The following is a 21,260-nucleotide window of genomic DNA, read 5'->3' as shown; positions in this document are numbered from 1 at the left end:
TTCCATGTGCAGCGGGTGGCATCGGCGGCGGGGCGTCGGCACACCCCGGGCGATCACACGGCCGTATGCCTGCACGGGCTCGCCGTCGACGACCTGTCGAGCTTCTACTACACACTTGCTGACCCGGTTGCCAAGGCCGGCGTCGAGGTGATCCTTTACGACCAGCGTGGTCAGGGCCTGTCGGAGCGGCCCCCGGAAGGCTATCGCCTCGAAGACGCCGTGGCGGATTTGTTTGCGATCCTCGACGCCCTGGATATCCACGATCCGGTTGTCCTGATCGGCAACAGCTACGGCGGAATTCTCGCCGGGCATGCGGCGCTGGCTCGGCCCGACCGCGTAGCGGGTCTGGTACTGATCGATGCCGGATTCGCCGGCGAGATCGTCGGTGAGTGGCTGGAACGCATGATCAACACGCTCAGTGTTGCTGGCCTGCAATATGAGCACGAACGGATCGGCGAACAGTGCGCCGCCGTGGGATGGCGCAAGTTGGCTAGGCAAGCCATCGGCATCAACGCGCTGCTCAACGAGACGACACTGATCGAGGACCTCGCCGCCGCGCCGGTGGTCGACCCGGTCCGGCTGGGCGAAATCAGCTGTCCGGTGTTGGCGGTGTTCGGCGAGCGTTCCGACATGATCGGCGCTGCACGCGAGCTGGCCGGTCAGGTCCCGGATTGCACGGTGAAGGTGTTGCCTGGGCTGGCCCACACTCTGTTACGGGAGGCGTCCGACCCGCTGGGCGAGGTAGTGGTGTCCTGGCTGGGTTCGCACGCGGGTGCACAACGATGAGCCGCTTCCTCTTCGTCGTCCCGCCGCTGGCCGGGCATATCAACCCAACGGCGGCCATCTCGGTAGAACTTGCCGAACGCGGCCACGAAGTGGCCTGGGTCGGCCACCGGGTAGCCCTCGAACCGCTGCTGCCGGCGGGTACCCGGATTTTCCCGGTCGCGGACGCGGTATCCGAGGAACGGCTGCGCGCCTTCCATGAGCGCTGGCTGCGACTGCGTGGTATCGCGGAGCTCAAGTTCTTCTGGGAAGAGTTCTTGATTCCACTCGGACACGTGATGCTGCCCGCGGTCGGTGCCGCGATCGACACGTTCGTCCCGGACGTCATCGTGTCCGATCAGCAGGCGCTTTCGGGTGCGCTAGCCGCACGCCGGGCCGGGTTGCCGTGGGCGACCTCGGTGACCACCTCATCCGAGCTGACCCGGCCGCTCGCCGCTATGCCCAAGGTCGAGTCGTGGGTGATCGAGTGCATGGCAGCTTTCCAGCGCGCTCACGGCGTCACCGACCCAGTTGATCTCCGCTGGTCGGACTACCTGGTCATGATCTACTCGACCACGGCGCTGATCGGCCGACGCGACGGTATTCCCGGACACTTCGTCTTCCCGGGACCGGTTCTGAACACCACGCTGCGGGATGTGGCCTTCCCCTGGGACTGGCTCGATCCGGTGCGCCGCACGGTGTTGGCGTCGCTGGGCACGCTGAATGCCGGAGCCGGCGGGCGCTTCTTCCGCACGCTGGTAGACGCGGTCGCCGATGAAGCGGACCGATTGCAGCTGATCATCGCGGCTCCGCCGGCGCTGATCGGCTCGGTCCCGCCGCACGTCTTGGTTCGGGAGTACGTACCCCAGTTGTCGCTGCTCGCCAAGGTTGACGCCGTCGTCTGCCACGGTGGTCACAACACGGTCTGCGAGGCACTGGCGCACGGCCTGCCAGTGGTCGTTGCACCGATCCGCGATGACCAGCCCGTCGTCGCCGCACAGATCGAGTGCGCCGGTGCGGGGGTCCAGGTGAGGTTCGCACATGTGCGGACGCCGGAGCTTCGCGAGGCCATCCGCGCGGTGCTCGACAACCCGGCCTACCGGTCGGCTGCCCGGCAGGTACAGGCGTCGTTCGAAGCGGCCGGTGGCGCCGTGGCGGCGGCCGATCACTTGGCGAAGTTGGCGGACCGTTCGCTTGCCCAGGCGCGGCATGGAGGTAACCATGGCTGACTTGGTTTCGCAGCTGGATGCGGCCCTCGACCTGCGGCTCGTTGCGCACTTCTACCAGAAACTCCACGGTCGGAATCCTGCCGGGATCTGGCAGGCGCCAGGTGCTGTCCCTTTGCTGAGCGACAATGGCGGGTCAGTTGCGACCGCGACCGAGTGGGGTGCGATCGTGGCCGTCGAACCACGAGATGGCGACACCGTCGAATTGCGATCGCTCAGCCGGTTGGCCGAGCGGGCCTCGGTGGACTTCGCGAGCTACTCGCCCGGCCGCGGGGTCGCATCGGGTCCGGACTGGGCGGTCGAACCACTGGCCGTCGTGTGGGCATTTCGCGAGTCCGGGTATTCGCTGGGCGGTGCGGCGATCACCGTCCAGACCGACCTTCCGCGCGGCAGCGGACCGGCGGTGCCGGTGGCGGCGGCGTGCGCGACTGGACTTGCCCTGCGCGACCTGTGTGGACTCGAAATTTCCGACACCGATCTGATCGACCTGGTCAGCGACGGGCTCCACGCATTCTCGGTTGCCGTCGCAGCGCCGGGACTGGTGGCCGCGTCGCTGCTGTTGGGCGGTGGTGAGGCGCTCGCCTGCGACAGCCGCGGCGGCTCGCTGGACCGCCTCACTTTGGAGTTGAGGGATGCGGGGCTTCGGCTGCTGATTGTCGATACCCGAGTGCGCCGACACCTCGGTGAGGGCGATTTCGCCGCGATGACCCGGATCGACGCCGGTGGCCGCAGCCTGCCTGATCAGGCGGGAGCGCTGCTGCGCGCCGGTGACGTGCGAGGCCTTGGACCGCTGCTCACCGCTGCACACGACGTCCTTCGGCATGCGGGGTGGAGCAGTCCTGAGCAGGACCTGGTGGTGGCTGCCGTGCTGGAGGCGGGGGCGCTCGGTGCCCGCATGGTCATCGAGGAAACCGGCCTCCCGGTGATCGCGCTGGTGCCTATCGAGCAGGTCGGCGCGGTCCGATCGGCGGTAGCGCACGCATTTCGCCGGTGGGGCCGGCCGCCACCGCGGTCGCTATCCACCGCCACCGCACGACGCGCGCGGCGCGTCGCCTGAGGTAACACTGGAAGGGGCACCCGACATGAATTCGCTCGTAAGGGGTCGAAGGCGTTGGGCCGATATGTTTCCCCCGCTGTTCGCGACCGGAGTTCTCGTCAACGGTGTCCGGCTTCGCCGGCGCCTGCGCCGCCTGGCCGTGCTGGAGCCGGCCACGGAACCAGTTGCGGATGGCCACAGTTTCCTCACCGCAACAGGTGTGGAGCTGGACGAGGCCACCAGGCGGGCCGCGAGCGCCTTCGCGCGCTTGCACGGGTTGGACGTCGTCGACCTGGTTCCGGCGAATCTGTCGGTTGACCTGGCGATGGACTTGGGACGGCGGATCAACCCAGCTACTTTCCGGGGCGACGCGTTCGCGCTGGGGCGAGGGGCCCATCACGCGATTCTCGCCGACCGGGCTGTTCTCCAACGTGCGGGCGTTGCGCAGTTCGATGAGCTGGAGCTGACCGAGCTGGCCCGGATCACGATTCTCCTGAAACGGCAGGCCTATGACTCAACCGAGGTAGTGGTTGCGCCGGGTCTGCGGGCGCTGCCCGAACGGACCGACAAGGGCCGCGCACTCCTGCGGGTGCTCTTCCCGTTCGAGCACCAGGTCCGCTTGGCACTGCCGGGTGTTCAGTACGCCGCTTTGGCTCTGAGCGTTCTGGTAAATCCGGCCCGGGGCTTGATTGCCGCCGCAATGTTCTGTCTCCAGCCCTACCTTGTTTTCGCAGGCCGGCACCACCCCCTTGCCCCACCCGATCTGCACCGTGCGGTACTGGTGCGTTCGGTACTTGCTCCGCGGCGATGGTGGCGTGCTCTGCGAGGTCCCGCGCCCCAGGCCATGGCCAGACGCGCGCTGGCAGCCGATCGCCGGCCGGTGTACGCCGCCGAGCTAGCTGCCGGGATCGAGCGATTCTTCGAATCCCGCCGGATCAGCTGTCCCTGGTGCGGCGGGACCGACCTGTCGGTCCGGGTGGCCACGCCCGATCTCCTTCAGCACAAGCCGGGACGGTTCACCCTGGAGCAGTGCCGGCAATGCGGGCACATCTTCCAGAACCCGAGGCTGACCGCAGCTGGGCTGGAGTTCTACTACCGCGATTTTTACGACGGCCTCGGCGCGGAGTTGCAAGAGGCGGCCTTCGAGCACCCCTATCCGAGGGGCGTTTATCAGGCTCGGGCCACGATGCTCGCGCCGTTCACCACGCCCAAGTCGTGGTTGGATGTCGGCACCGGCCACGGCCACTTCTGCGCCGCCGCCCGCGTGGTCTGGCCTCAAACGCTGTTCGATGGGCTGGATATGTCGAACAGCATCGAGGAGGCTGAGCGGCGGGGTTGGGTCTCGCGGGGCTACCGGGGACAGTTCCCCGAGCTGATCGAGCAGTTGGCGGGTCGGTACGACGTAGTGAGCATGCACCACTACTTGGAGCACACGCGCGAGCCATTGGCCGAGCTGGATGCGGCGGCCCGAATACTGCGGCCCGGCGGCTACCTCCTGATCGAGGTGCCCGATCCCGAGTGGCCATTGGCTCGGCTCCTCGGACGGTACTGGCTGCCCTGGTTCCAGCCGCAACACCTGCACATGTTCCCGGTCGCGAACCTCGAGCGGACCTTGGCCGAACGGGGGTTCACGACCGTCGCCGAGGAGCACGGCCGAGCGCACATGGGCGTCGGCCTCACTCTCGCCGTCGGGCTGTTCCTGCGGGATCTCATGCCGCAGGTGGACTATCCATGGTCACAATCCTCTGCGACGCTCCCGCGTCGACTCTGGCAGGCCGGCATTTGGCTAGCGGGCTCGCCGCTGGTCGTCGTCGGCTTCGTGGCCGACCAGATCCTCGACGGAGTGACCCGCCATACGGGTCGCGGCGATGCCTACCGAGTGCTCGCCCGGATGGACGAAGGGCACGGTCCGGCCGAAATACCCCCAGCGGCGGAAGAAGGTGCCCCGTGAGTCGGTTTCTGTTCGTTGTGCCTCCGCTCGCCGCCCACGTCCACCCGACTGCGGCGGTCGGCGCGGAGTTGGTCGCTCGCGGCCACGACGTCGCCTGGGTCGGCCACCTCGAACACATCAGCCCCATGCTGCCGCCGGGGGCCCGCGCGATCGAGGTGGGTTACCCGGACAGCGGATCCCCCGAACCGGTGGGGTCGCGGCAGTGGGGGGAGTCGATGCAGAGTCGTCGCCGCGGGATGCGTGGGCCTGCGGCGTTCCGGTTCCTGTGGGAGGAGTTTCTGATCCCGCTCGCCACCTCGATGGTGCCGGGTGTCGAGGCCGCGGTTGATGACTTCTGCCCCGACGTGGTGGCTGTGGATCAGCACACCCTCGCCGGCGCGCTCGTCGCCCACGCCCGTCGCCTGCCATGGGCGACCTTGGCGATCATGTCCGCTGAGCTGGTCGACGCCCCTGGGCCCAAACTGCAGGCCTGGGTCACCGAGCGCGTGAACGGCTTTATGCGCCGATTCGATGGTCTGGGTGTGGACACTTCCGAGGCGGGTGACCTGCGCTTCTCCGAGCACCTAGTGCTCGCCTTCACGACGGCGGCGCTCGTCGGCCCGCTCGAGCGGTTCCCCGGCCACTACCGGTTTGTCGGACCCTCGATCTATCCGCGTGGCGGTGACTTCCCCTGGGATCGCCTCGACCCTGCCCGCCAACATGTGTTTCTAACGCTCGGGACCGTCGCCGGCGACGTAGGGCAGCGCTTTCTTTCCACGGCGATCGAGGCGGTGGAATCCGTGACGGATCGAATCCAGCTGATAGTGGTCGCCCCACCAGGGGCGATCGACTCGTCCAAGGCGGACGTGCTGGTGCGCGACTTCGTGCCCTATCTGGAACTGCTGCCACATCTCGATGTCGTGGTGTGTCACGCCGGGCATACCACGACCTGCGAGGCCCTCGCTTTTGGCGTGCCGCTGGTGGTAGCCCCGATCCGCGATGACAACCCGGTCGTCGCGGGGCAGGTCGAGGCCGCTGGGGCCGGGATCAGGGTGAAGTTCGGCCGGGTGCGGGCCGCCGAGCTGTGCGAGGCGATATTGACGGTCCTGGACGATCCGTCGTACCGCCGGGCGGCGTTACGGGTGCAAGCCTCCTTCGCGGCCGCCGGTGGGTCCGTGGCCGCGGCCGACTGCCTGGAGAAATTGGTATGAGCCGCCCGCGACTGCGCACAGTGTTGCCGTTGCTGGTTACCGGTGGGCTGATGTGCAACGGGTGGCGGCTGCGCCGCCGGTTATCCGCGTTGCGGACCTTAGCGCCGGCTGACGAGCCGGTCGGCGAGGGGCTGCGTTTCGTTACTGCGGAAGGAGTCGCTCTGGACGACGCCGTCCAGCGCTCGGCGGCCGCTTATGCACGCAAACACGGGGTGGCGGTGCTTGATCTCGTGCCAGCGGACCTGCCTGTCGAAGCCGCGCTGGATCTGGCCCGCGTAGTGGATCCCGCAACCTACCGCAGCGCACGGTTGCGTCCCGGACGCGGTGCAGCGCATGCCCTGGCAGTCCAGCCCGCGGTTCTGGAGCGAGCGAAGTTCAACAAGATCGCCGACCTGGATCCGGTGGAGATCACCGAGTTCACCGCCGAGGCAAAACGATGCGCCCCCTCGGACTCGGATCTGGTGGTGGCAGCCCACCTCGCGGCGGTTGATGTCGACCTCGGCAAGCGGCGAGCCGCTCTGGAAGCCACCGGATTTCCTGGGGTGTGGGCGTTGGCCCCCCTCGTGGTTCGATACGCGCTACTGGCTGCCGGGTTCTGCGCCCATCGTGGCTGGGGTGCTGCGGCGGTACTGATGTACTGTGTCCAGCCCTATCTCGTCGTGGCCGGTGGCCCGCTCCGTCCCCGGGACCTCGCATGGGCTTGGCTGCGGCCAGTGCGTGAGCCCTACACCTGGATCAGGACGACCTCGGGCAAGTGGCGCTCGCCGGAACAGGAGCGGGAGCGCGCAGGGGCCGCCGCTGCCAGGCAACGTTACGCGCGGGATCTCGCGTTCGGCACGGCGCGATTCTTCGAGACACGTCGAGAGACCTGCCCGTGGTGTGGCGGTCATGTGCTGAGGAAATGGGTCGAATCGCCGGACTTCAGTCAGCGTAAGCCCGGAATCTTTCGGCTGGACAAGTGCCTGGAGTGTGGCCATGTTTTCCAGAATCCGCGGCTGTCTGTGGCCGGCTTGGAGTTCTACTACCGCGACTTTTTCGACGGTTCCGGTGCGGCGATGGCGGATTTCAGCTTTACGGTGACGGCGCCGGTCTATCGGGATCGGGCGGTGATGTTGGCTCCGTTCACCACACCCGAGCGCTGGCTGGATGTCGGCACGGGGCAGGCCCACTTCTGCAATGCCGCTCGCGAGGTGTGGCCGGAGACGGTCTTCGATGGGCTGGACATGAGCGTGAATATCGAGCGTGCGCAGCAGCGCGGCTGGGTCTGTCGCGGCTTTCGCGGGTTCTTTCCCGAGCTGGCAGAGGAGTTGGCTGGGCGCTACGACGTGGTCAGCATGCACCACTACTTGGAGCACACGCGCGAACCCTTCGCCGAGCTCGATGCCGCGGCGCGGGTGTTGCCGCCCGGTGGCTACCTGCTCATCGAGGTTCCCGACCCCGAGTGGCCGCTGGCGCGGCTGCTCGGGCGGTACTGGCCGGGCTGGTCGCAGCCGCAGCACCAGCACCTCTTCCCGCTCGCCAACCTCCGAACGGCTTTGGCCGCACGGGGTTTCACTTCCGTGGCCGAACAACGTGCACAAGCTCAGATGCCTTTGGACTTCAGCGGATCCGCTCTCTTCCGAGTCGCCACGCTCATGCCGGACCTGTCTACGTGGTCACCGTTCGCCGCGACCCGTTTCCGTCGGCTGCGGCGCGTTGGGACCTGGATAGTGGGAGCGCCGGTCATCCTCGCAGGCGGGGTTGTCGACCAGGCGATCAAGGCGGCGCTGCGCGATGGAAGCGGGAGTAACTGCTATCGACTGCTGGCCCGCAGAGACTGAAAGAAGTCCACCCACGGGGGTATTCAGCTGTCGGTCTCATTCACGGCGGACGGGCAGGCGTTCGACAAGGAACTGTGCGCGCAATCGCGTCGCGCAGCGGACCGCCCGGTCGTGCAACCGGAATGGAATCGGCGCCGACCAGCGGTGCTGTGCCGCCACCCAGGGCGGGAGATGTTGTCCCAGGGGTCAAAACGATCGCCACCTATGGTGACTATTCAGGACGAGCGCCGGCGGCGAAGATTCTTGGCAAGGCTGCGACCGACGAAGCGGCAGATCTCACCCATCGCGCGCCGATACACGAACCAGCCTCGTCTGTGAACGGATCGCGCGACACCCACCCCAGGGTGAAAACCCCGCACCCTCCCTGACCAGCTGGCCGGCCGGATTTTGTCGTACCGGGTCATTTCTGCTGTTCGATGTCATTCTGTCGCCACTGTGCCGACTGGCGCTGGGCAGCCTTCTGGCGTTGCCCAATGTTGCCGCCGCAGCAGCCGTCAGACACCTGGTTGTAGCGGATGGTCGTCATCCCCATGTCGACAGCGACCATCGGATGTTCGAGATGACCTCGGCCGGAAGGAAACTCACCGATACCGGCTTCAGCGGCCGGACGCCGAAAGTCCGGAACGGCTCCCGCTACCCCTGGTACGGGTGATTGGTGAACTGGACTTGGCCCGACTCCGGGAAGTGGGCCGCGCTGAGGGTGACGCTGCCGACGAAATTGTCGTGGCCGGGGCTGAACAAGGCTGAGTAGCCGCTGTTGCCCCAATAGCCGGGGCCATTGGCATGTGCGGTGAAGCTGCCGGTTTCGCCGGTGTCGACGTTGCGGTAGTTCAGGGTGATGTCGAGCGAGCAGGGGCCGACGCCGATCATCTGGGCGGACACGGTGAACGCGGCCATGCCCGGGTAGGCATTGCCGTTGACCGACGAGTCGACTATCGCGACGCACGGGCCGTTGGTCAGTGCGTAGATCGTCGCGAACTTGCCGCCGCTCGAGTCAGCGGAAGCCGGTGCGGCCGAGGCGATTACGGCGGCTGCGGTAATCGCGGAGAGAGAGAAAGCGGTGACGGACCGGATCGAACGCATCAATACCCCCAGTTGTGGGTGCTGGTCATGCCGTGCGACGGTACCAGTTCTTCCCTGCGCCCCAAGACCGTTCGCGCAGAACAGTGCTGGCATCCACGACACTGGCTTCGGTGAATCTCGCGCGATGATGTCAGCCGAGGCCGAAGGGTTGGCCCCATAGGGTTTCGGAGTCGTCCATGACATTGTCGTGCACGGTGACCGTGGTGTAGGCGCGAGCTTCGGCGGCGCCGGCGCAACCTTCTACCGACAGTGTGTGGTCCACGTACTGGGTTATGCCCGATGTGCCGGTGAAGGTGTAGTCCTCGATTTCCTTGGTGGCTACCTTGCCGGGCTTCAACTGGACGCTCAGGGAGGGGTCGGCATAGGGCGAGATCCCTGAGTCGCCTGCGGTGCCACCGGCGTACCCGCCGGCGGTGATGCCGCCATTGCCCCCGCCGCCACCACCGTCGCCGTTGTCGGTACCTGCGGGCGCGTCGGTTTTCGGTTGCGGCGGCGGCGTATCGCCGCTGCCGTCCGCGTGCGTGCCACTGCCGAGATCGACCTGGCAGCCGACGAGGTAACCGGTCTCGATCCGACCGCCGGTGACCGTGATATCGGCGGGTGCGGTGATGTGCACCGAGGTCACACCGGAAACCCACGCATTGCGGGAGAGTGGGCTCGCGGCCATCGACCCGGAGATCGTCGCATGTTCACCAGTGCGGTCGACCGCGACGACAAGGCCATCGCGAGTGATGAACTGGTCGTGGCCATCGGGCAGGGGTACGGAGGTATCGGCTTGTGCCGCACCGGATGTCACCAGTGCCAGGGGCAGGACTGCGCACGTCATGATTGCGGCGCCGACTGAACGGCGCATCGCGCTGTTCCTCTCATTCGATCGCATTACGCCGCTCATCCGACGCTGAACGGGTCGCCGTACAAAGTCACTTCGGCCGACCCTTGGTCGTTGGTCACGGTCAGGGAGCTGAACGCGCGCGCCTGCGCGTATCCGCCGCACCCGCTCAGCTGGACACCGCGATTGCGGTAGGCGATACCGACGGCACCCGCCGCGGGGTCGAGCTTCTTCGTGCCGAACTTCACCACGGCGACGCCGCCGGGCAACAGTTTGATACTCGGAGTCAATTCCGGCGATACCGAGCCGGGCGATAGGTAGACATCACCGCCGAGTGACAGCCCGCCGGACAGATCTGCCTGGCAGCCGATCAGATAGCCGGTCTCCAAACTGCCTGCTGTCGCGCCCGGAGCCGTCGCGTACGCGGTCGCCGACAGCTGCGCTGTGCGTGACATGCCATTGGCGGCGAGGGACTGGGAGATGATCGCGGTCTCACCGGTCCTGGTCAGATCCACCGGAATACCCGTTGCGGTCGTCAAGGCTTGCTCGCCGTCGGGCAGCGGCACCACCGTGTCCGCCTGCGCGAACCCACCTCCGAGCATCAGCACCGCCAACCCGACGCTGATACCGGCCGACCACCGGCCGACGCCATCGATCACCCTCATCAAACCTCATCCTCAACCCGCCAGCAGCTACCGGAGAACTTCGCACGCAAACCTGGGCGTGAGCTGGGAATCAGCATTGTGGTTGCTGTCGAACGCGACGGGGCGGTACTTCCATCACGGTGCGTTCCGGTGGGGCGTATCCAGCGTTCAGGTGCGATGACGTAGGCGTCGATGACGGTGCGCGCCGCATTGGACGGGGTGCGCCGGGCACTGTAGGCGATGGCGAGTTTCCACGGAATCGGTTCGGCCGCTTCGGAATGCGCGATGCCGGGGTTGTTAAGTCGTCGCTACCAGGAACTGCTCCGCGCTCGGGGGACGCAGGCCGTCGGTTCGGTCGGCGAAGTAGCGCTGGGTCAGGATGGACGTCGAAATGTGTTGCGCCGATGCGAAACCCGCTGCCTCGGCCAGCTCGATCAGTTCATCGGGACTGAAGAGGCTGAGGAATGGCACTCCACTTGCGCGTGCGGCATTCTCCACGGCCTGGCGTATCGCGCGTTCCTCCGCATCCAGTAGGTCCAGCGGCAGTTGGAAGGTCATGGCCAAGGTGGAGCCGGGTGCGAGGGCCGAGATCCGCTGTAGTGTCTGAATATTCGCTTCGCGTGTGAGGTACATGGAGACGCCGGTTTCGGCGACCACCGCGCGACGGGACGGGTCGAAGCCCGCCGAGGTGAGTCGGTCCCACCAGGATTCGGCCTCGAAATCGACCGGAACCAGCCGCAGCCACTTCGGAATTCCGAACCCGAGTTCGTCCAACCGCTGCCGTTTCCATGCCTGTGGGCCCGGCTGATCGACCTCGAATACGGTTAGGCCGGAAGCGATTTCGGGTCGACGCTGGGCGAAGGTGTCGAGTCCGGCGCCGAGGATGACGTATTGGTCGACGCCGCGCGCCGCCTGCTCGACCACCAGATCCTCGACGAATCGGGCGCGCGCCACGACGCACGCGCGCGACAGGCTCGTCGTCTCGGGATCCATATCCCCTCGGGCGCGCCATCCGGCGTCGGGGTCGATGAGCCGAAGCCCGATCTCGTCTTCGAGTACATGCGGCGCCGGATCGATCTCGACGTGCAAAGCCCGCCACAGTGCCACGCGCTCCGCCGTGCTCTCGGGGCCGATGACCTGTTGCATCAGCCGACCTTTCCGACCTGCAGACTCCACACCCGTCCGTCCGGGTCGCGCACCGTCATTTCCTTTGTCCCGTAATGGGTTTCCTCGAACGGCGTGACCACCTCGACGTCACTGCTCGGTCGGAACGCATCCGGTTCGGTCACCGTCAGCACGAGTTGTGTCTGGGGGGTCTGGCTGCGTGGGACCTCGGCGATGAATACATAGGGACCGTCGCCATTGCGGAACAGTCCGGAGTTGTGGTCGGTGGTGAATTCGGGTTCGAAGCCGAGCGCCTGAAAGAACCGCGCCGACTTGCCCCAATTGTGCGTCTCGACGAATACGCCTTCGATACCCTGCGTCGTCATATCGTCTCTCCTTGTCGCGCTCACGGTTGCTGATCGTGGGTGTCGTCGAGGTATCCGCGCAGCGCCTCCGCGACCAATGCCGACAGTGACATCCCGGACTCGATGGCCCGGAACTTGACCTGCTTGATCAATCCCACCGGCAAATACACGTTGAACTGCTTCACATCCTCGTCACCCACACACCGATGCTAGCATTCTAGAAAGCTAGTAACAAGATCATCGTGTGTGCAGAGCCATGCATGGTGATCTTGATCAGGGGCCGGAATGTGGGGGCATTCGGCGGGCCGTGGGGCGGCGCGATAACTTGAGCGGGTGATCAAGAGTTCGGTATCCACGACGGCGGGGGCATGGCGGGCAGGTGACGGCGTCCCGGTGACGTTGCGGGAGGCGACGGTGGCATGGGCCTTTGCGGCACATGCGGAGCTGTCCGAGGTCGCCACGGGGTACGGGAACTTCATCACTGTGGATGAGTTGGCCGAGCGGGTGCAGGAAACGTCCGGGGTGCATACGGGTGCGCCGACGCGGACGTGGATGGAGGCGATTCTGCGCAAGGTCGCGCGGCGTTGCCACAATGCGGGCGAGCCACCGCTGACTTCGCTGTGCGTGCAGGCGAACCACACCGTCGGCGACACCTACAAGTACGTGCTGGAACTGGCCGGGTTGCCGATTCCGAAGGACCTCGAGCTGCACGCCTCCTACGCCAGGTGGCAGTGCTACGAGCATCATGGTGCCGCCATGCCCGCCGAGCCGACCGCCCCGCCGCTCACGCCGAAGGTCGCGGGCCGCCGCTCCGCGAGCACCGCCGCGCAGGAGGCCAAGCCGGAGCCTGTCCGCGCGCCGGTGTGCGAACAGTGCTTCATCCAGCTGCCTGCCAGTGGGACCTGCCAGTACTGCGTGTAGGCGGCGTCACGGCGAAATGGACCTCCGCACGCTCAAAGCGCCCTCCATGTTCGCGTGATACCGGCAGTAGAAGGGGTGCGAGCCGACTTCATCGGGCGCGGTGAAGGTGATGGTCTGGCCCGGGCCGATCTCGTGATCGAACAGGCCCGGGCGTTTGCTGGTGATGCTGTGTTTCACCGAATCGTGGTTGACCACCGTGAGCGCCGCACCCGGTGCAATCGGGGGTGTGCCGCTGTAGTTCTCGTGTCCGATGGTGATGGTGACCGCGGATATCGGCGTGGGGCCGGACCACGTGGGTGCGGCGCTCTCCTGCGAGGAGCCGCACCCTGCCGCCCAGGCGGTGATGAGCAAACCGATCGCGATTCGATGTCGCCACGGCGAGGTTCGAGTGCTGTTCACCTAGACCGGCTGCCCACAATTCGAGCTGCCATGCCCATCGGCTATAACAAGTTGACGATTGGTGATGTCTCCGTGCTCGGCGGTGTTTAGGCCACGGCCGAAACATGGTGGGGGTCCGGCCTGCCGATTCCTAGGCTGCTGAACAGTGCGGATTCAGGAGTCGACGATGGTGAACGATGTATTGGCGCGGCCGGTAGGCCTGATGCTGGGATGGCCGAGCGTGACCGGTTGGCGGAAACGGTGGCGACCGAGCTGGTTTCGTTGGACGGCCACGCAGTCGGCCACCGATCAAATCCTGAGCATGGATCCGGTCCTCGCGGTAATGCTGCGAGGACCGCGGTGATCGCGGGTACCGTGAGGTGCCTCGGTACCACGATGCGGGGCAGCGTATGAAGCGGATCTACTGCACACCCGAGGATCTGACGCGCATCCGGATCGGGGCGCCGCTCGGCGCGATGGGCGAAACAATGCTGGCCACCCGGGTGGTGCAACGCACCGACGCGACGTTGTACAGCGGCTGGCGCGGGCAGGTGCGGCGCGCGATGCCGGACAACTTCGGCGTGCTCGCGGATATCTTCCCCGGCGTGCACCACTTCGTCGACCTGATCACACCGACCCGTGGTGCGCGGTCGATATCGGCGGGGATCGAGGCATTGCATCTGGCCTCCCGTGACGAACTCCGCCGCGAGGTGGAGCACGCAGGCCGCCGGCGGGCACTGACCGACCACCCGCTGCCCGCGTGGACGCGGCATCTGTCCGACCGCGACAGCGCCGCCTGCCACGATGTCGCGCTCGCCGTCGAGGCATTCCATGCGGTGGCATTCGCCGGTCGGTGGGCGCATGTGCAGTCGTATCTGGAGGTGGCGGCCGAGCGGATGGCGCGCAGCATCGCGACCGAGGGCGTCGAACGGTTCTTCGCCGGACTGGCACCCTTCGCGCGGTGGCGCGCGCCCGCGCTCGAGGTGCTCACCCCGATGGAATGCAACGACGAACATCTCGACGGGCGCGGCCTGAGCATCATTCCCTCGCTGTTCATCTGGCCCGGACCGAAGCTGCTGAAGTCCACCATCGATAAGGACGCGCCGATGACGCTGGTGGTTCCGGTGCTACGTGATATCGCCGATTTCGCCACGGCCTGGGGTCCCCGCGCGACCAACGAGGCGCTGAGCGCACTACTCGGCCGGACGCGCGCCGCCGCCCTCCAGGAGATCGCCGAGGGCTGCACAACGACCGAACTCGCTCGCCGACTGGGTATTTCACCCGCGACGGCGAGCGAACACGCATCGATATTGCGCGAGGCCGGGCTGATCGAGAGCTGGCGGCACCGCAATGCGATGCGGCATCAGGCGACCACCTTGGGCATTGCATTGCTCGACGGTGATCTCGACAGCGGGGTGCGCATCGCCTAGTGCCCCGCCAGTATCGTCGGGCGGGTGCAGCTCATAACCGACCGGAAGACAGTGCTTCGGATGGGTGTCGGTCTGGTCGCGTCAGCGGCGGTGGTCGTCGCGGGTGCCAATGTCCGATTGTGGCTGGTCTCGGCCGGATATCGGTCCATGGCCGCGGCCGCGCCGTCGGCTCCGGTGGTGATCGTGCCGGGCGCGAAGGTCGGACCCGACGGTGCGCCGATGGCCTATATGCGTGGACGACTCGATGTCGCGATCGAACTGCTGCGGGCCGGAAAAGTGCGCGAGATCCTGGTGTCCGGTGATGCGGCGGGCACTTCCGGTGACGAAATCGCTTCGATGACAAAGTATCTCGCCGACCACGGCATCGATCCGGCGGTTGTGCGCTGCGATGGCGCAGGGCTGTCGACCCGGGCTACATGCGAGCGGGCCAAGAATCTGTTCGGTGTCGACCGCGCCATTATCGTCACCCAATACCAGCATCTGCCACGGGCGGTCGCATTGTGCCGTGGCGCGGGCATCGATGGCCACGGCGTCACGGCATACTGCGAGTGTAGGCGAAAAACCTTGGTGCGTAACACTATTCGTGAATGGTTGGCCGCACCCAAAGCGGTCGCCGCGCTGATCCGAGCGCTACCGGGGGTCCGGCAGCGCCGGATCCATCGGATCTACCGGACCGCCAGGATTCGGGATCGGTGGCGGTCGCATCGGATCAGGACTCGGCCGTGGATCGGGGATCGGTGGCTCGGGTGTCGGGCCGGGGTCCGGTGGTGGTACCGGCTCGGGGTGCGGAACGGGGCCGGGCACCGGCGGTATCGGATCCGGTGAGGGGCCGGGTACCGGTTCAGGACCGGGCACCGAGTCGGGACCAGGCCTCGGCGGAATCGGTTGCGGCGCCGGACCGGGTATCGGTTCCGGCTCCGGATACGGTTCGGGCCCGGGCACCGGTTCGGGGCCGGGTTTCGGTGGTACCGGATCCGGGATCGGTGTCGGTGGCACCGGCTCTGGAATCGGCGTCGGCGGGATGGGGCTCGGATTCGGTGGCACGGGACGAGTCATGCGCATACCTCCTGGGCACAGCGGTACCCATCCGATTGCGGGTGAATCAGCCATACCGCGGTGCACGGCAGCATGCCGACGACTTCGACCTGGCCGCATTTCCGGTGTACCTCGCCTGACACGCTCAGTTGGTGCGCGTGGCGTACCCCGGCGGAAGTTTGTGCGGCGGACAGTCGATCACGGTGTCGTCGTCGAGATCCCGGGATTCCAGGAAGGTGATGCGCCCGGATGCGGAGACCAGGGTCAGCGGGTAGGTCGGTCCTCGGTCGCGCTCGGCGATGATCGCGTCGAGATTCTCCTCGTAGCGGGTAAGGGTGCAGTCGGGATAGTCGAGCATCCACTGCGGATAGGAGATGGTGGTGTGCACCCGACGGTCACCGAGCCAAACGATGAGTACGGTGGTGGTTCCGGTCGCCTCCACCCAGGCGATTTTGTACATATCGTCGTTCAGTTGGACCAGCTTCGCCGCCTGATTCTTGGACCAGCGCCCGAACATCGGCCCCATCAGACTTCGCGATTCGATCGTCTGCGCATCGCGCACGTACAACTCGTATTTCCAGCCGTTCTCGTAGGCGTAGATGAGGTGTTTGCCGAGGATGCCGGTCAGATCGCCGTGTAGTGCCAAGTGCGTGGTCGCCAACCGCTGCGCGCTCATCGCCTGACTCCTCTCGGTTGACCTACGAGGTCGGGACCTGCGTCTTCTTCGCAGCCTAATCATTGCCGCGGGTATTGCGGCCGGTTTGCCGGGAACGGCGCAATCATGGCCGCGCGGCCGCGTAGAGGACCTCGCGCATCTCGGGCAGCGATTCCTGATCCGCCCGCCACACCAGCCGCAGACTCAGATCGGGCACCGGAAAGTCCAACCGAACCAGCGTGCCGTGCGCGAGTCCGTCGGCGACCGCGAATTCCGGCAGCAGGGATATGCCGAGTCCGTGTTCGGTCCAGGCCCGCATGACCGGAACCGCACCGGCCTTGACGCGCCGCGGACCCGAGCCGAGCACCTTTTCACCCGCCATCCAGAACGAGCATTCGGGCACATTGACCAGCAGCCGCTCATCGATGAGGTCGGCGGGCGTCAAGCCGGACCGCGCCGTCAGCGGATGCGTCGGCGCGGCGACCAGGGCGAGCGGCACCCGATCAAGGTCGAGGAAGGCCAGCGGTTCGGTGGGCGCCGGGAAACCCAGATCGCCAACGGCGCCACCGGAATCCAGCAGCAGTGCCGCATCGAGATCACCGCCGACCACATCGGCGAGTAGGCCGTCGCGGGCCCGATCCGAGCGCACCTCGACCTCGATATCGGGCCGCCGCTCGGCCAGCCGCGCCAGCACCTGCGGAACATACGCACCCGCGAGGGTTTCCAATGCGCCGAGTCGCAGGACGGGCCGTTCCTCCCGTACGTCGCGCACCGCCTGTTCGGCCTGTTCGAGCAGTCGCCGCGCCCATCCGGTGAGCCGCTGACCCGCGGGCGTGAGCCGCATGCCCTTGGGATCGCGCACGAAAAGTGTCACCCCGAGCGCGGTTTCGAGTGTGCGGATCTGCTGGGACACCGATGACGGCGCGAGCTCGAGTGCGACCGCGGCCTCGGTGACCGTGCGGTGGCGCACGACGGCCTCGAAGGTCCGCAGCTGACGTAACTCCATGGCCTGGCCAACACCGCCGCAGCATTCGGATATTCCGAACGCGGTATGCGCCGCGGCCGGTGGAGCCGACGTGCCCGTCCAACGAGAGTCGATCGCGTCATCACCGAACCGAGGAGCTGTTGCACCGGATGAGCATTCTGCAATCGCGGGCGAGTACGTCCGCATCAACCAGAGCCCTGCTGGGGATATCCCTCGGGTACTTCATGGTGCTGTTGGATATGACGGTGCTTTCGGTCGCCGAGCCGGATCTGGCGGCGTCCCTGCACACCTCGGTCGCCGGACTGCAATGGGCGACCACCGGCTATACCGTCGCCTTCGCCGCCCTGCTGCTCTCGGCGGGCGCCGTTGCCGATCGCCATGGCGCGCATCGGGTATTCCGTTTCGGCACAGCGGCTTTCGGTCTGGTCTCGCTGCTGAGTGCCTTCGCGCCGAACCTGTGGGTGCTGGTCGCGCTGCGGGTGCTGTTGGGCGTCGCGGCGGCGGCGTGTGTGCCCGCATCGATGGTGATGATCACTCAGCTCTATACGGATCCGGGTCGACGCGCGCGGGCGATTTCGACGTGGGCGGCGATCAGTGGCGCTGCGGTCGCCGCGGGGCCGATCGTTGGTGGTGCACTGGTCGGCCTGGCCGGTTGGCGGTCGATATTCGTGGTCAATGTTCCCATTGCGGTGGTCGCGTTGGGGCTTAGCATCGGATCCGCGGTGACCTGCGCGCGCGGTGATCGCCGCATCGACTGGGGTGCGCAGTTGACCGCGGCCCTCGCCCTGGCGCTGTGCACCGATGCGCTGATCGCGGCGGGCGCGCAGTCGTGGGGGCATACGGCGTGGTCGCTCGGCGGCGCGGTGCTCGCTGGAAGTATTTTCGCATTTCTCGAACGACGCAGTGCCGCACCGGTATTGAATCGGGAACTGTTGCGCGCGGGCCGAGTGCGGGCGGGGCTGCTGGTGGGTGCCGCGGTGAATTTCGCGCTCACCGGTGCGCTGTTCGTCCTGCCGTTGCTGTTGCAGCGACAGCTGAATCCGCTGCAGACCGGGCTCGCCTTCCTGCCGCTGACCGTGCCGTTCGCCGTCATCCCGCCGCTCGCGGGCAAACTCGTGGCCCGCATCGGACCGCGTCGCCCGATCCTGACCGGACTCGCCCTGCTGACAGCGGGCGGTGTCGTGCTGGCCGCGGCAGTATTCGCGGGCCTCGGCTATCCGGTGCTGGCGTTCGGCCTACTGTTTTCGGGATTCGGTGTCGCCTTTGCCCTTCCAGCGCTGGTCACTGCCATTGTCAATGCGGCACCACCGGGGACCACGGGCGCGGTCGGTGGCCTTCTCAACGCCGTCCGCCAAGTCGGCGCGACCCTCGGCGTCGCAATCATGGGTGCACTCGTCACCCCGGGCATCGGCTGGTCATTGCTGACCTCCGCGGCGGCCTGTGCCATCGCCTTCATCGTCTTCGGCTACCCCCGCGCGGCCGAATCCTGATGTTGGCGAGGAGAATCGGTCCAGCGAACAACTCGTCGTCTGTCCCAACTCGGACGCCGATCTGGACAGAGCTGACGCCATTTCAGTCACACGGATCAGCGTTCGCGACACGGAGACGTCCGGAATGGGCAAGCCTCGCGAGCAGACGGTCCGCGACGCGCGAGCGTCGAAGGTTGACCGTGCCCCGAGCGGCGGTGCATGGTTGGCCGATGAGCGGGGAAGAGGTTCGTGCGGGTGTCAAGCTGACCAATCTCGACGCACCGCTGTTCGACGGTGCCGATGCGACGAAGCGGGATCTGATCGACTATCTCGAATTCGTCGGGGATCGGCTGGTCGGGCAATTGCGTGACCGTCCGCTTTCGGTGGTGCGCATCCGGCCGGGGCAGGAACCGTTCATGCAGAAGAATCTGCCGAAATACACGCCGGAATGGGTGCGCCGGGTGACGGTGTGGGCCGAGACCTCCAAACGCGAAGTGACCTACGCCCTCTGCGATGATGTGCGCACGCTGGTGTGGTTCGGCAATCAGCGCGCGGTCGAATATCACCCGACGCTGCTGCTGGCCGATCACGCCGCGGGCCCGACGCATCTGATCCTGGATCTCGATCCGCCCGAGGACGGCGCCTTCCGGCAGGTCGTGCTGGCAGCCGAGCTGATCCGGCAGGCGCTGTCGGATGACGGACTCGCGGGCGCGGTGAAAACCAGCGGCGCCAAGGGCGTGCACATCTTCGTACCGCTCCAGCCGCGAATCGCGATCGAGGATGTCGCCGCCGCCACCCGGGCGATCGCGGCGCGGGCCGAACGCATCGATCCTGATCTGGCCACCACCGCATTCATCCGCGAGGACCGTGCGGGGAAGGTCTTTCTCGATTCGACGCGCGCGGGCGGTGCGACAGTGGTCGCGGCCTACAGTCCGCGCGTGCGTTCGGGGGTACCGGTGTCCTTCCCGATCGAATGGGCCCAGCTCGCCGATGTCAGCCCGGGTGATTTCACCGTGCGCACCGCACCGAAGCAGTTGGGCGATCGGGATCCGTGGGCGCGGGAGATGCCCGCGCCGCAGGCCTTGCCCGCCGATCTCATCGAGGAGGGCCACACCATCCCGGTGGCCCGGGTCCAGGCGATGCACGAGGGCAAGCGCCGGGCCCGGGCCCGCAGGCAGAGTTAGCTTTTCAGTGCTCGATGACGGTGCGGAAGTGCGCCGCCCCGTCGGTGATCGCGTCGACAGTCACCAGGGCACGCAACTCCATGCCGTTATCGGTCACCGTGCAGACCTCCGTCGCGCCGATATCGGCGTCGAGGGAATCGGGGCAATGCACGTGCTGCGGGGTGTGCCCGGTCTGGTCGGTGAAGTCGATGGCGACCCGCCGGGCGAGCTGTGAACTGGAGATCGCATCCGTGTCGTTGTCATCGTCATTGCCCCAGCCCGCGGAGGTTTCGCCGAAGCTGCCGAGAATGCCGACGATGAGCATGACGATCAGCAGTGTCCGGCCGCCGCCGGAGAGCACAAGCGGGCGGGTCGGCGACTGCGCAGCCGGTTCCGGCCCACCCGTCACCCGACCAGCACCTCCCATCGGACCGCTCGGCGATCCGGTATATATCGGACCGGATGGCGCCGCCCGCTTATCGCCGAAAGCGCCTTTCAGGTATGTCGGGGTCAGCAGGTACGCGTAGGCGGACACCCGCATTTCGGTGCGCAGCACCGCCGCAGTGGCCTCGAAGATCGCGCTCGGCATCCGTCCGGTGATCAGGACGATCAGCCACAGAATGAACGAGATGATCCCCCATCCGGTGGTGAACCAGCCCGACAGCACCAGGATCGGGAAGGCCAGAATGAGTCGGAACAGCACCGCGAGTCGGTTCAACGGCGTGGGTGCGGGGAACAGCAGGCGAATCGGATAATCTGGTGCGCTCCACGCGAACGGCGGGTAGTCGTCGACCAGCAACATGACATACCCGTGCACCCGCACGGTGTAGCCGTAATATCCGCGCAGGAATTCACCGCACCAGTCGGGCAATCGACCGAGCACCAGCGCACCGAACCAGCCGCAGACGATCACCACGAAGGCGGCGATGCTCAGGAACCAGAGCACGATCAGCTGGGGTATGGCCAACAGCAGCCGCAGCAGAACGGTCCAGCGGCGGTGTTGCTCCGGTGGAAAGACATCCAGTTCGACCAACGCTTCGCGACTGGTCGGTGATCCCTCGTTCATTACCACGGCGACCCACTCACTTCCTTCGTCCAGCGGAATTGTCCAGAACTCGGATGAGTGAGATCGAATGTAGCCCGTGGTTGCCGATAGATCGGTAACCGCGCCGCCCGCGGCGGCCCCGAGCTCTCTGTTAAGGGATCTTAAATAG

Annotated in this window: 22 protein-coding genes; 11 read left to right on the top strand and 11 right to left on the bottom strand. The window is 66.6% G+C overall.

All coding sequences use genetic code 11. The features are described from left to right. Window positions 1-15 precede the first annotated feature (15 nt). The 6 genes from ACIBI6_RS14210 (at window position 16) to ACIBI6_RS14185 (ending at window position 7,985) form a co-directional block, all read left to right on the top strand. Window positions 16-786, top strand: coding sequence for an alpha/beta fold hydrolase (locus tag ACIBI6_RS14210; RefSeq protein WP_396956407.1), 771 nt, complete (start codon window positions 16-18; stop codon window positions 784-786). Continuing rightward, window positions 783-1,991 (top strand): nucleotide disphospho-sugar-binding domain-containing protein, encoded by a 1,209-nt coding sequence (locus tag ACIBI6_RS14205; RefSeq protein ID WP_364344946.1) that lies wholly within the window; start codon window positions 783-785, stop codon window positions 1,989-1,991. The genes ACIBI6_RS14210 and ACIBI6_RS14205 overlap by 4 nt, the downstream gene beginning before the upstream one ends. After that, on the top strand, window positions 1,984-3,045 hold the full coding sequence (locus ACIBI6_RS14200; RefSeq protein WP_396956405.1) for a hypothetical protein: 1,062 nt from the start codon (window positions 1,984-1,986) through the stop codon (window positions 3,043-3,045). The genes ACIBI6_RS14205 and ACIBI6_RS14200 overlap by 8 nt, the downstream gene beginning before the upstream one ends. Window positions 3,046-3,109: 64 nt before the next feature. Beyond that, a complete protein-coding gene (locus tag ACIBI6_RS14195; protein ID WP_364344940.1) occupies window positions 3,110-4,975 on the top strand; it encodes a class I SAM-dependent methyltransferase in 1,866 nt (621 codons plus the stop codon). Next, a complete protein-coding gene (locus ACIBI6_RS14190) occupies window positions 4,972-6,165 on the top strand; it encodes a nucleotide disphospho-sugar-binding domain-containing protein (RefSeq protein WP_364344937.1) in 1,194 nt (397 codons plus the stop codon). Before ACIBI6_RS14195 ends, ACIBI6_RS14190 begins: the two co-directional genes overlap by 4 nt. After that, the gene (locus tag ACIBI6_RS14185; RefSeq protein ID WP_396956402.1) at window positions 6,162-7,985 is read left to right on the top strand and encodes a class I SAM-dependent methyltransferase; all 1,824 of its coding nucleotides are present in this window, start codon (window positions 6,162-6,164) and stop codon (window positions 7,983-7,985) included. Before ACIBI6_RS14190 ends, ACIBI6_RS14185 begins: the two co-directional genes overlap by 4 nt. A 400-nt stretch (window positions 7,986-8,385) precedes the next feature. On the opposite strand, the gene ACIBI6_RS14180 is transcribed toward ACIBI6_RS14185, so the two are convergent. The 7 genes from ACIBI6_RS14180 to ACIBI6_RS14150 form a co-directional block, all read right to left on the bottom strand. Continuing rightward, window positions 8,386-8,532 carry a hypothetical protein gene (locus ACIBI6_RS14180; RefSeq protein ID WP_396956400.1) on the bottom strand — a complete coding sequence of 49 codons (147 nt, stop codon included), beginning with the start codon at window positions 8,530-8,532 and terminating at the stop codon, window positions 8,386-8,388. An 86-nt stretch (window positions 8,533-8,618) separates the two neighbouring features. Beyond that, window positions 8,619-9,068 (bottom strand): hypothetical protein, encoded by a 450-nt coding sequence (locus tag ACIBI6_RS14175; protein ID WP_396956398.1) that lies wholly within the window; start codon window positions 9,066-9,068, stop codon window positions 8,619-8,621. Between the two features lie 130 nt (window positions 9,069-9,198). Beyond that, on the bottom strand, window positions 9,199-9,921 hold the full coding sequence (locus tag ACIBI6_RS14170; protein WP_396956396.1) for an MspA family porin: 723 nt from the start codon (window positions 9,919-9,921) through the stop codon (window positions 9,199-9,201). Window positions 9,922-9,956: 35 nt separating this feature from the next. Continuing rightward, window positions 9,957-10,562 (bottom strand): MspA family porin, encoded by a 606-nt coding sequence (locus ACIBI6_RS14165; protein WP_364344925.1) that lies wholly within the window; start codon window positions 10,560-10,562, stop codon window positions 9,957-9,959. Window positions 10,563-10,838: 276 nt separating this feature from the next. After that, window positions 10,839-11,687 carry a class I SAM-dependent methyltransferase gene (locus ACIBI6_RS14160; protein ID WP_396956394.1) on the bottom strand — a complete coding sequence of 283 codons (849 nt, stop codon included), beginning with the start codon at window positions 11,685-11,687 and terminating at the stop codon, window positions 10,839-10,841. Beyond that, the gene (locus ACIBI6_RS14155; protein ID WP_364344922.1) at window positions 11,687-12,031 is read right to left on the bottom strand and encodes a VOC family protein; all 345 of its coding nucleotides are present in this window, start codon (window positions 12,029-12,031) and stop codon (window positions 11,687-11,689) included. Before ACIBI6_RS14155 ends, ACIBI6_RS14160 begins: the two co-directional genes overlap by 1 nt. Window positions 12,032-12,051: 20 nt before the next feature. After that, the gene (locus tag ACIBI6_RS14150; protein WP_062985155.1) at window positions 12,052-12,210 is read right to left on the bottom strand and encodes a ribbon-helix-helix protein, CopG family; all 159 of its coding nucleotides are present in this window, start codon (window positions 12,208-12,210) and stop codon (window positions 12,052-12,054) included. 133 nt (window positions 12,211-12,343) lie between these two features. Here ACIBI6_RS14150 and ACIBI6_RS14145 point away from each other — a divergent pair, with 133 nt between their 5' ends. Then, window positions 12,344-12,931, top strand: a complete 588-nt coding sequence (locus tag ACIBI6_RS14145) for a hypothetical protein (protein ID WP_364344918.1) — start codon at window positions 12,344-12,346, stop codon at window positions 12,929-12,931. A 6-nt stretch (window positions 12,932-12,937) separates the two neighbouring features. On the opposite strand, the gene ACIBI6_RS14140 is transcribed toward ACIBI6_RS14145, so the two are convergent. Next, complete coding sequence (locus tag ACIBI6_RS14140; protein WP_396956391.1) at window positions 12,938-13,330, bottom strand: cupredoxin domain-containing protein; 393 nt, start codon at window positions 13,328-13,330, stop codon at window positions 12,938-12,940. A 389-nt stretch (window positions 13,331-13,719) separates the two neighbouring features. On the opposite strand from ACIBI6_RS14140, the gene ACIBI6_RS14135 reads away from it, so the two are divergent. Beyond that, window positions 13,720-14,739 (top strand): ArsR/SmtB family transcription factor, encoded by a 1,020-nt coding sequence (locus tag ACIBI6_RS14135; protein WP_396956389.1) that lies wholly within the window; start codon window positions 13,720-13,722, stop codon window positions 14,737-14,739. 24 nt (window positions 14,740-14,763) lie between these two features. Then, window positions 14,764-15,564, top strand: coding sequence for a vancomycin high temperature exclusion protein (locus ACIBI6_RS14130; protein WP_396956387.1), 801 nt, complete (start codon window positions 14,764-14,766; stop codon window positions 15,562-15,564). Window positions 15,565-15,919: 355 nt separating this feature from the next. Here ACIBI6_RS14130 and ACIBI6_RS14125 read toward each other — a convergent pair whose 3' ends face one another. After that, a complete protein-coding gene (locus ACIBI6_RS14125) occupies window positions 15,920-16,450 on the bottom strand; it encodes a phenolic acid decarboxylase (protein ID WP_364344903.1) in 531 nt (176 codons plus the stop codon). A 103-nt stretch (window positions 16,451-16,553) separates the two neighbouring features. Continuing rightward, window positions 16,554-17,435, bottom strand: coding sequence for a LysR family transcriptional regulator (locus tag ACIBI6_RS14120; protein ID WP_364344900.1), 882 nt, complete (start codon window positions 17,433-17,435; stop codon window positions 16,554-16,556). Window positions 17,436-17,563: 128 nt separating this feature from the next. Here ACIBI6_RS14120 and ACIBI6_RS14115 point away from each other — a divergent pair, with 128 nt between their 5' ends. Both ACIBI6_RS14115 and ligD read left to right on the top strand, forming a co-directional pair. Continuing rightward, on the top strand, window positions 17,564-18,904 hold the full coding sequence (locus ACIBI6_RS14115) for an MFS transporter (RefSeq protein WP_396956384.1): 1,341 nt from the start codon (window positions 17,564-17,566) through the stop codon (window positions 18,902-18,904). A 209-nt stretch (window positions 18,905-19,113) separates the two neighbouring features. Further along, on the top strand, window positions 19,114-20,067 hold the full coding sequence (ligD, locus tag ACIBI6_RS14110; RefSeq protein ID WP_396956382.1) for a non-homologous end-joining DNA ligase: 954 nt from the start codon (window positions 19,114-19,116) through the stop codon (window positions 20,065-20,067). 4 nt (window positions 20,068-20,071) lie between these two features. Here the strand turns inward: ligD and ACIBI6_RS14105 are convergent, their stop codons facing one another. Continuing rightward, the gene (locus tag ACIBI6_RS14105; RefSeq protein ID WP_364344891.1) at window positions 20,072-21,112 is read right to left on the bottom strand and encodes a DUF4389 domain-containing protein; all 1,041 of its coding nucleotides are present in this window, start codon (window positions 21,110-21,112) and stop codon (window positions 20,072-20,074) included. Between the last annotated feature and the right edge of the window lie 148 nt (window positions 21,113-21,260).

It is taken from the genome of Nocardia sp. NPDC050412 (assembly GCF_044458825.1).
Taxonomy (GTDB): Bacteria; Actinomycetota; Actinomycetes; order Mycobacteriales; family Mycobacteriaceae; genus Nocardia.
This window is presented reverse-complemented; position numbering and strand designations above follow the sequence as displayed.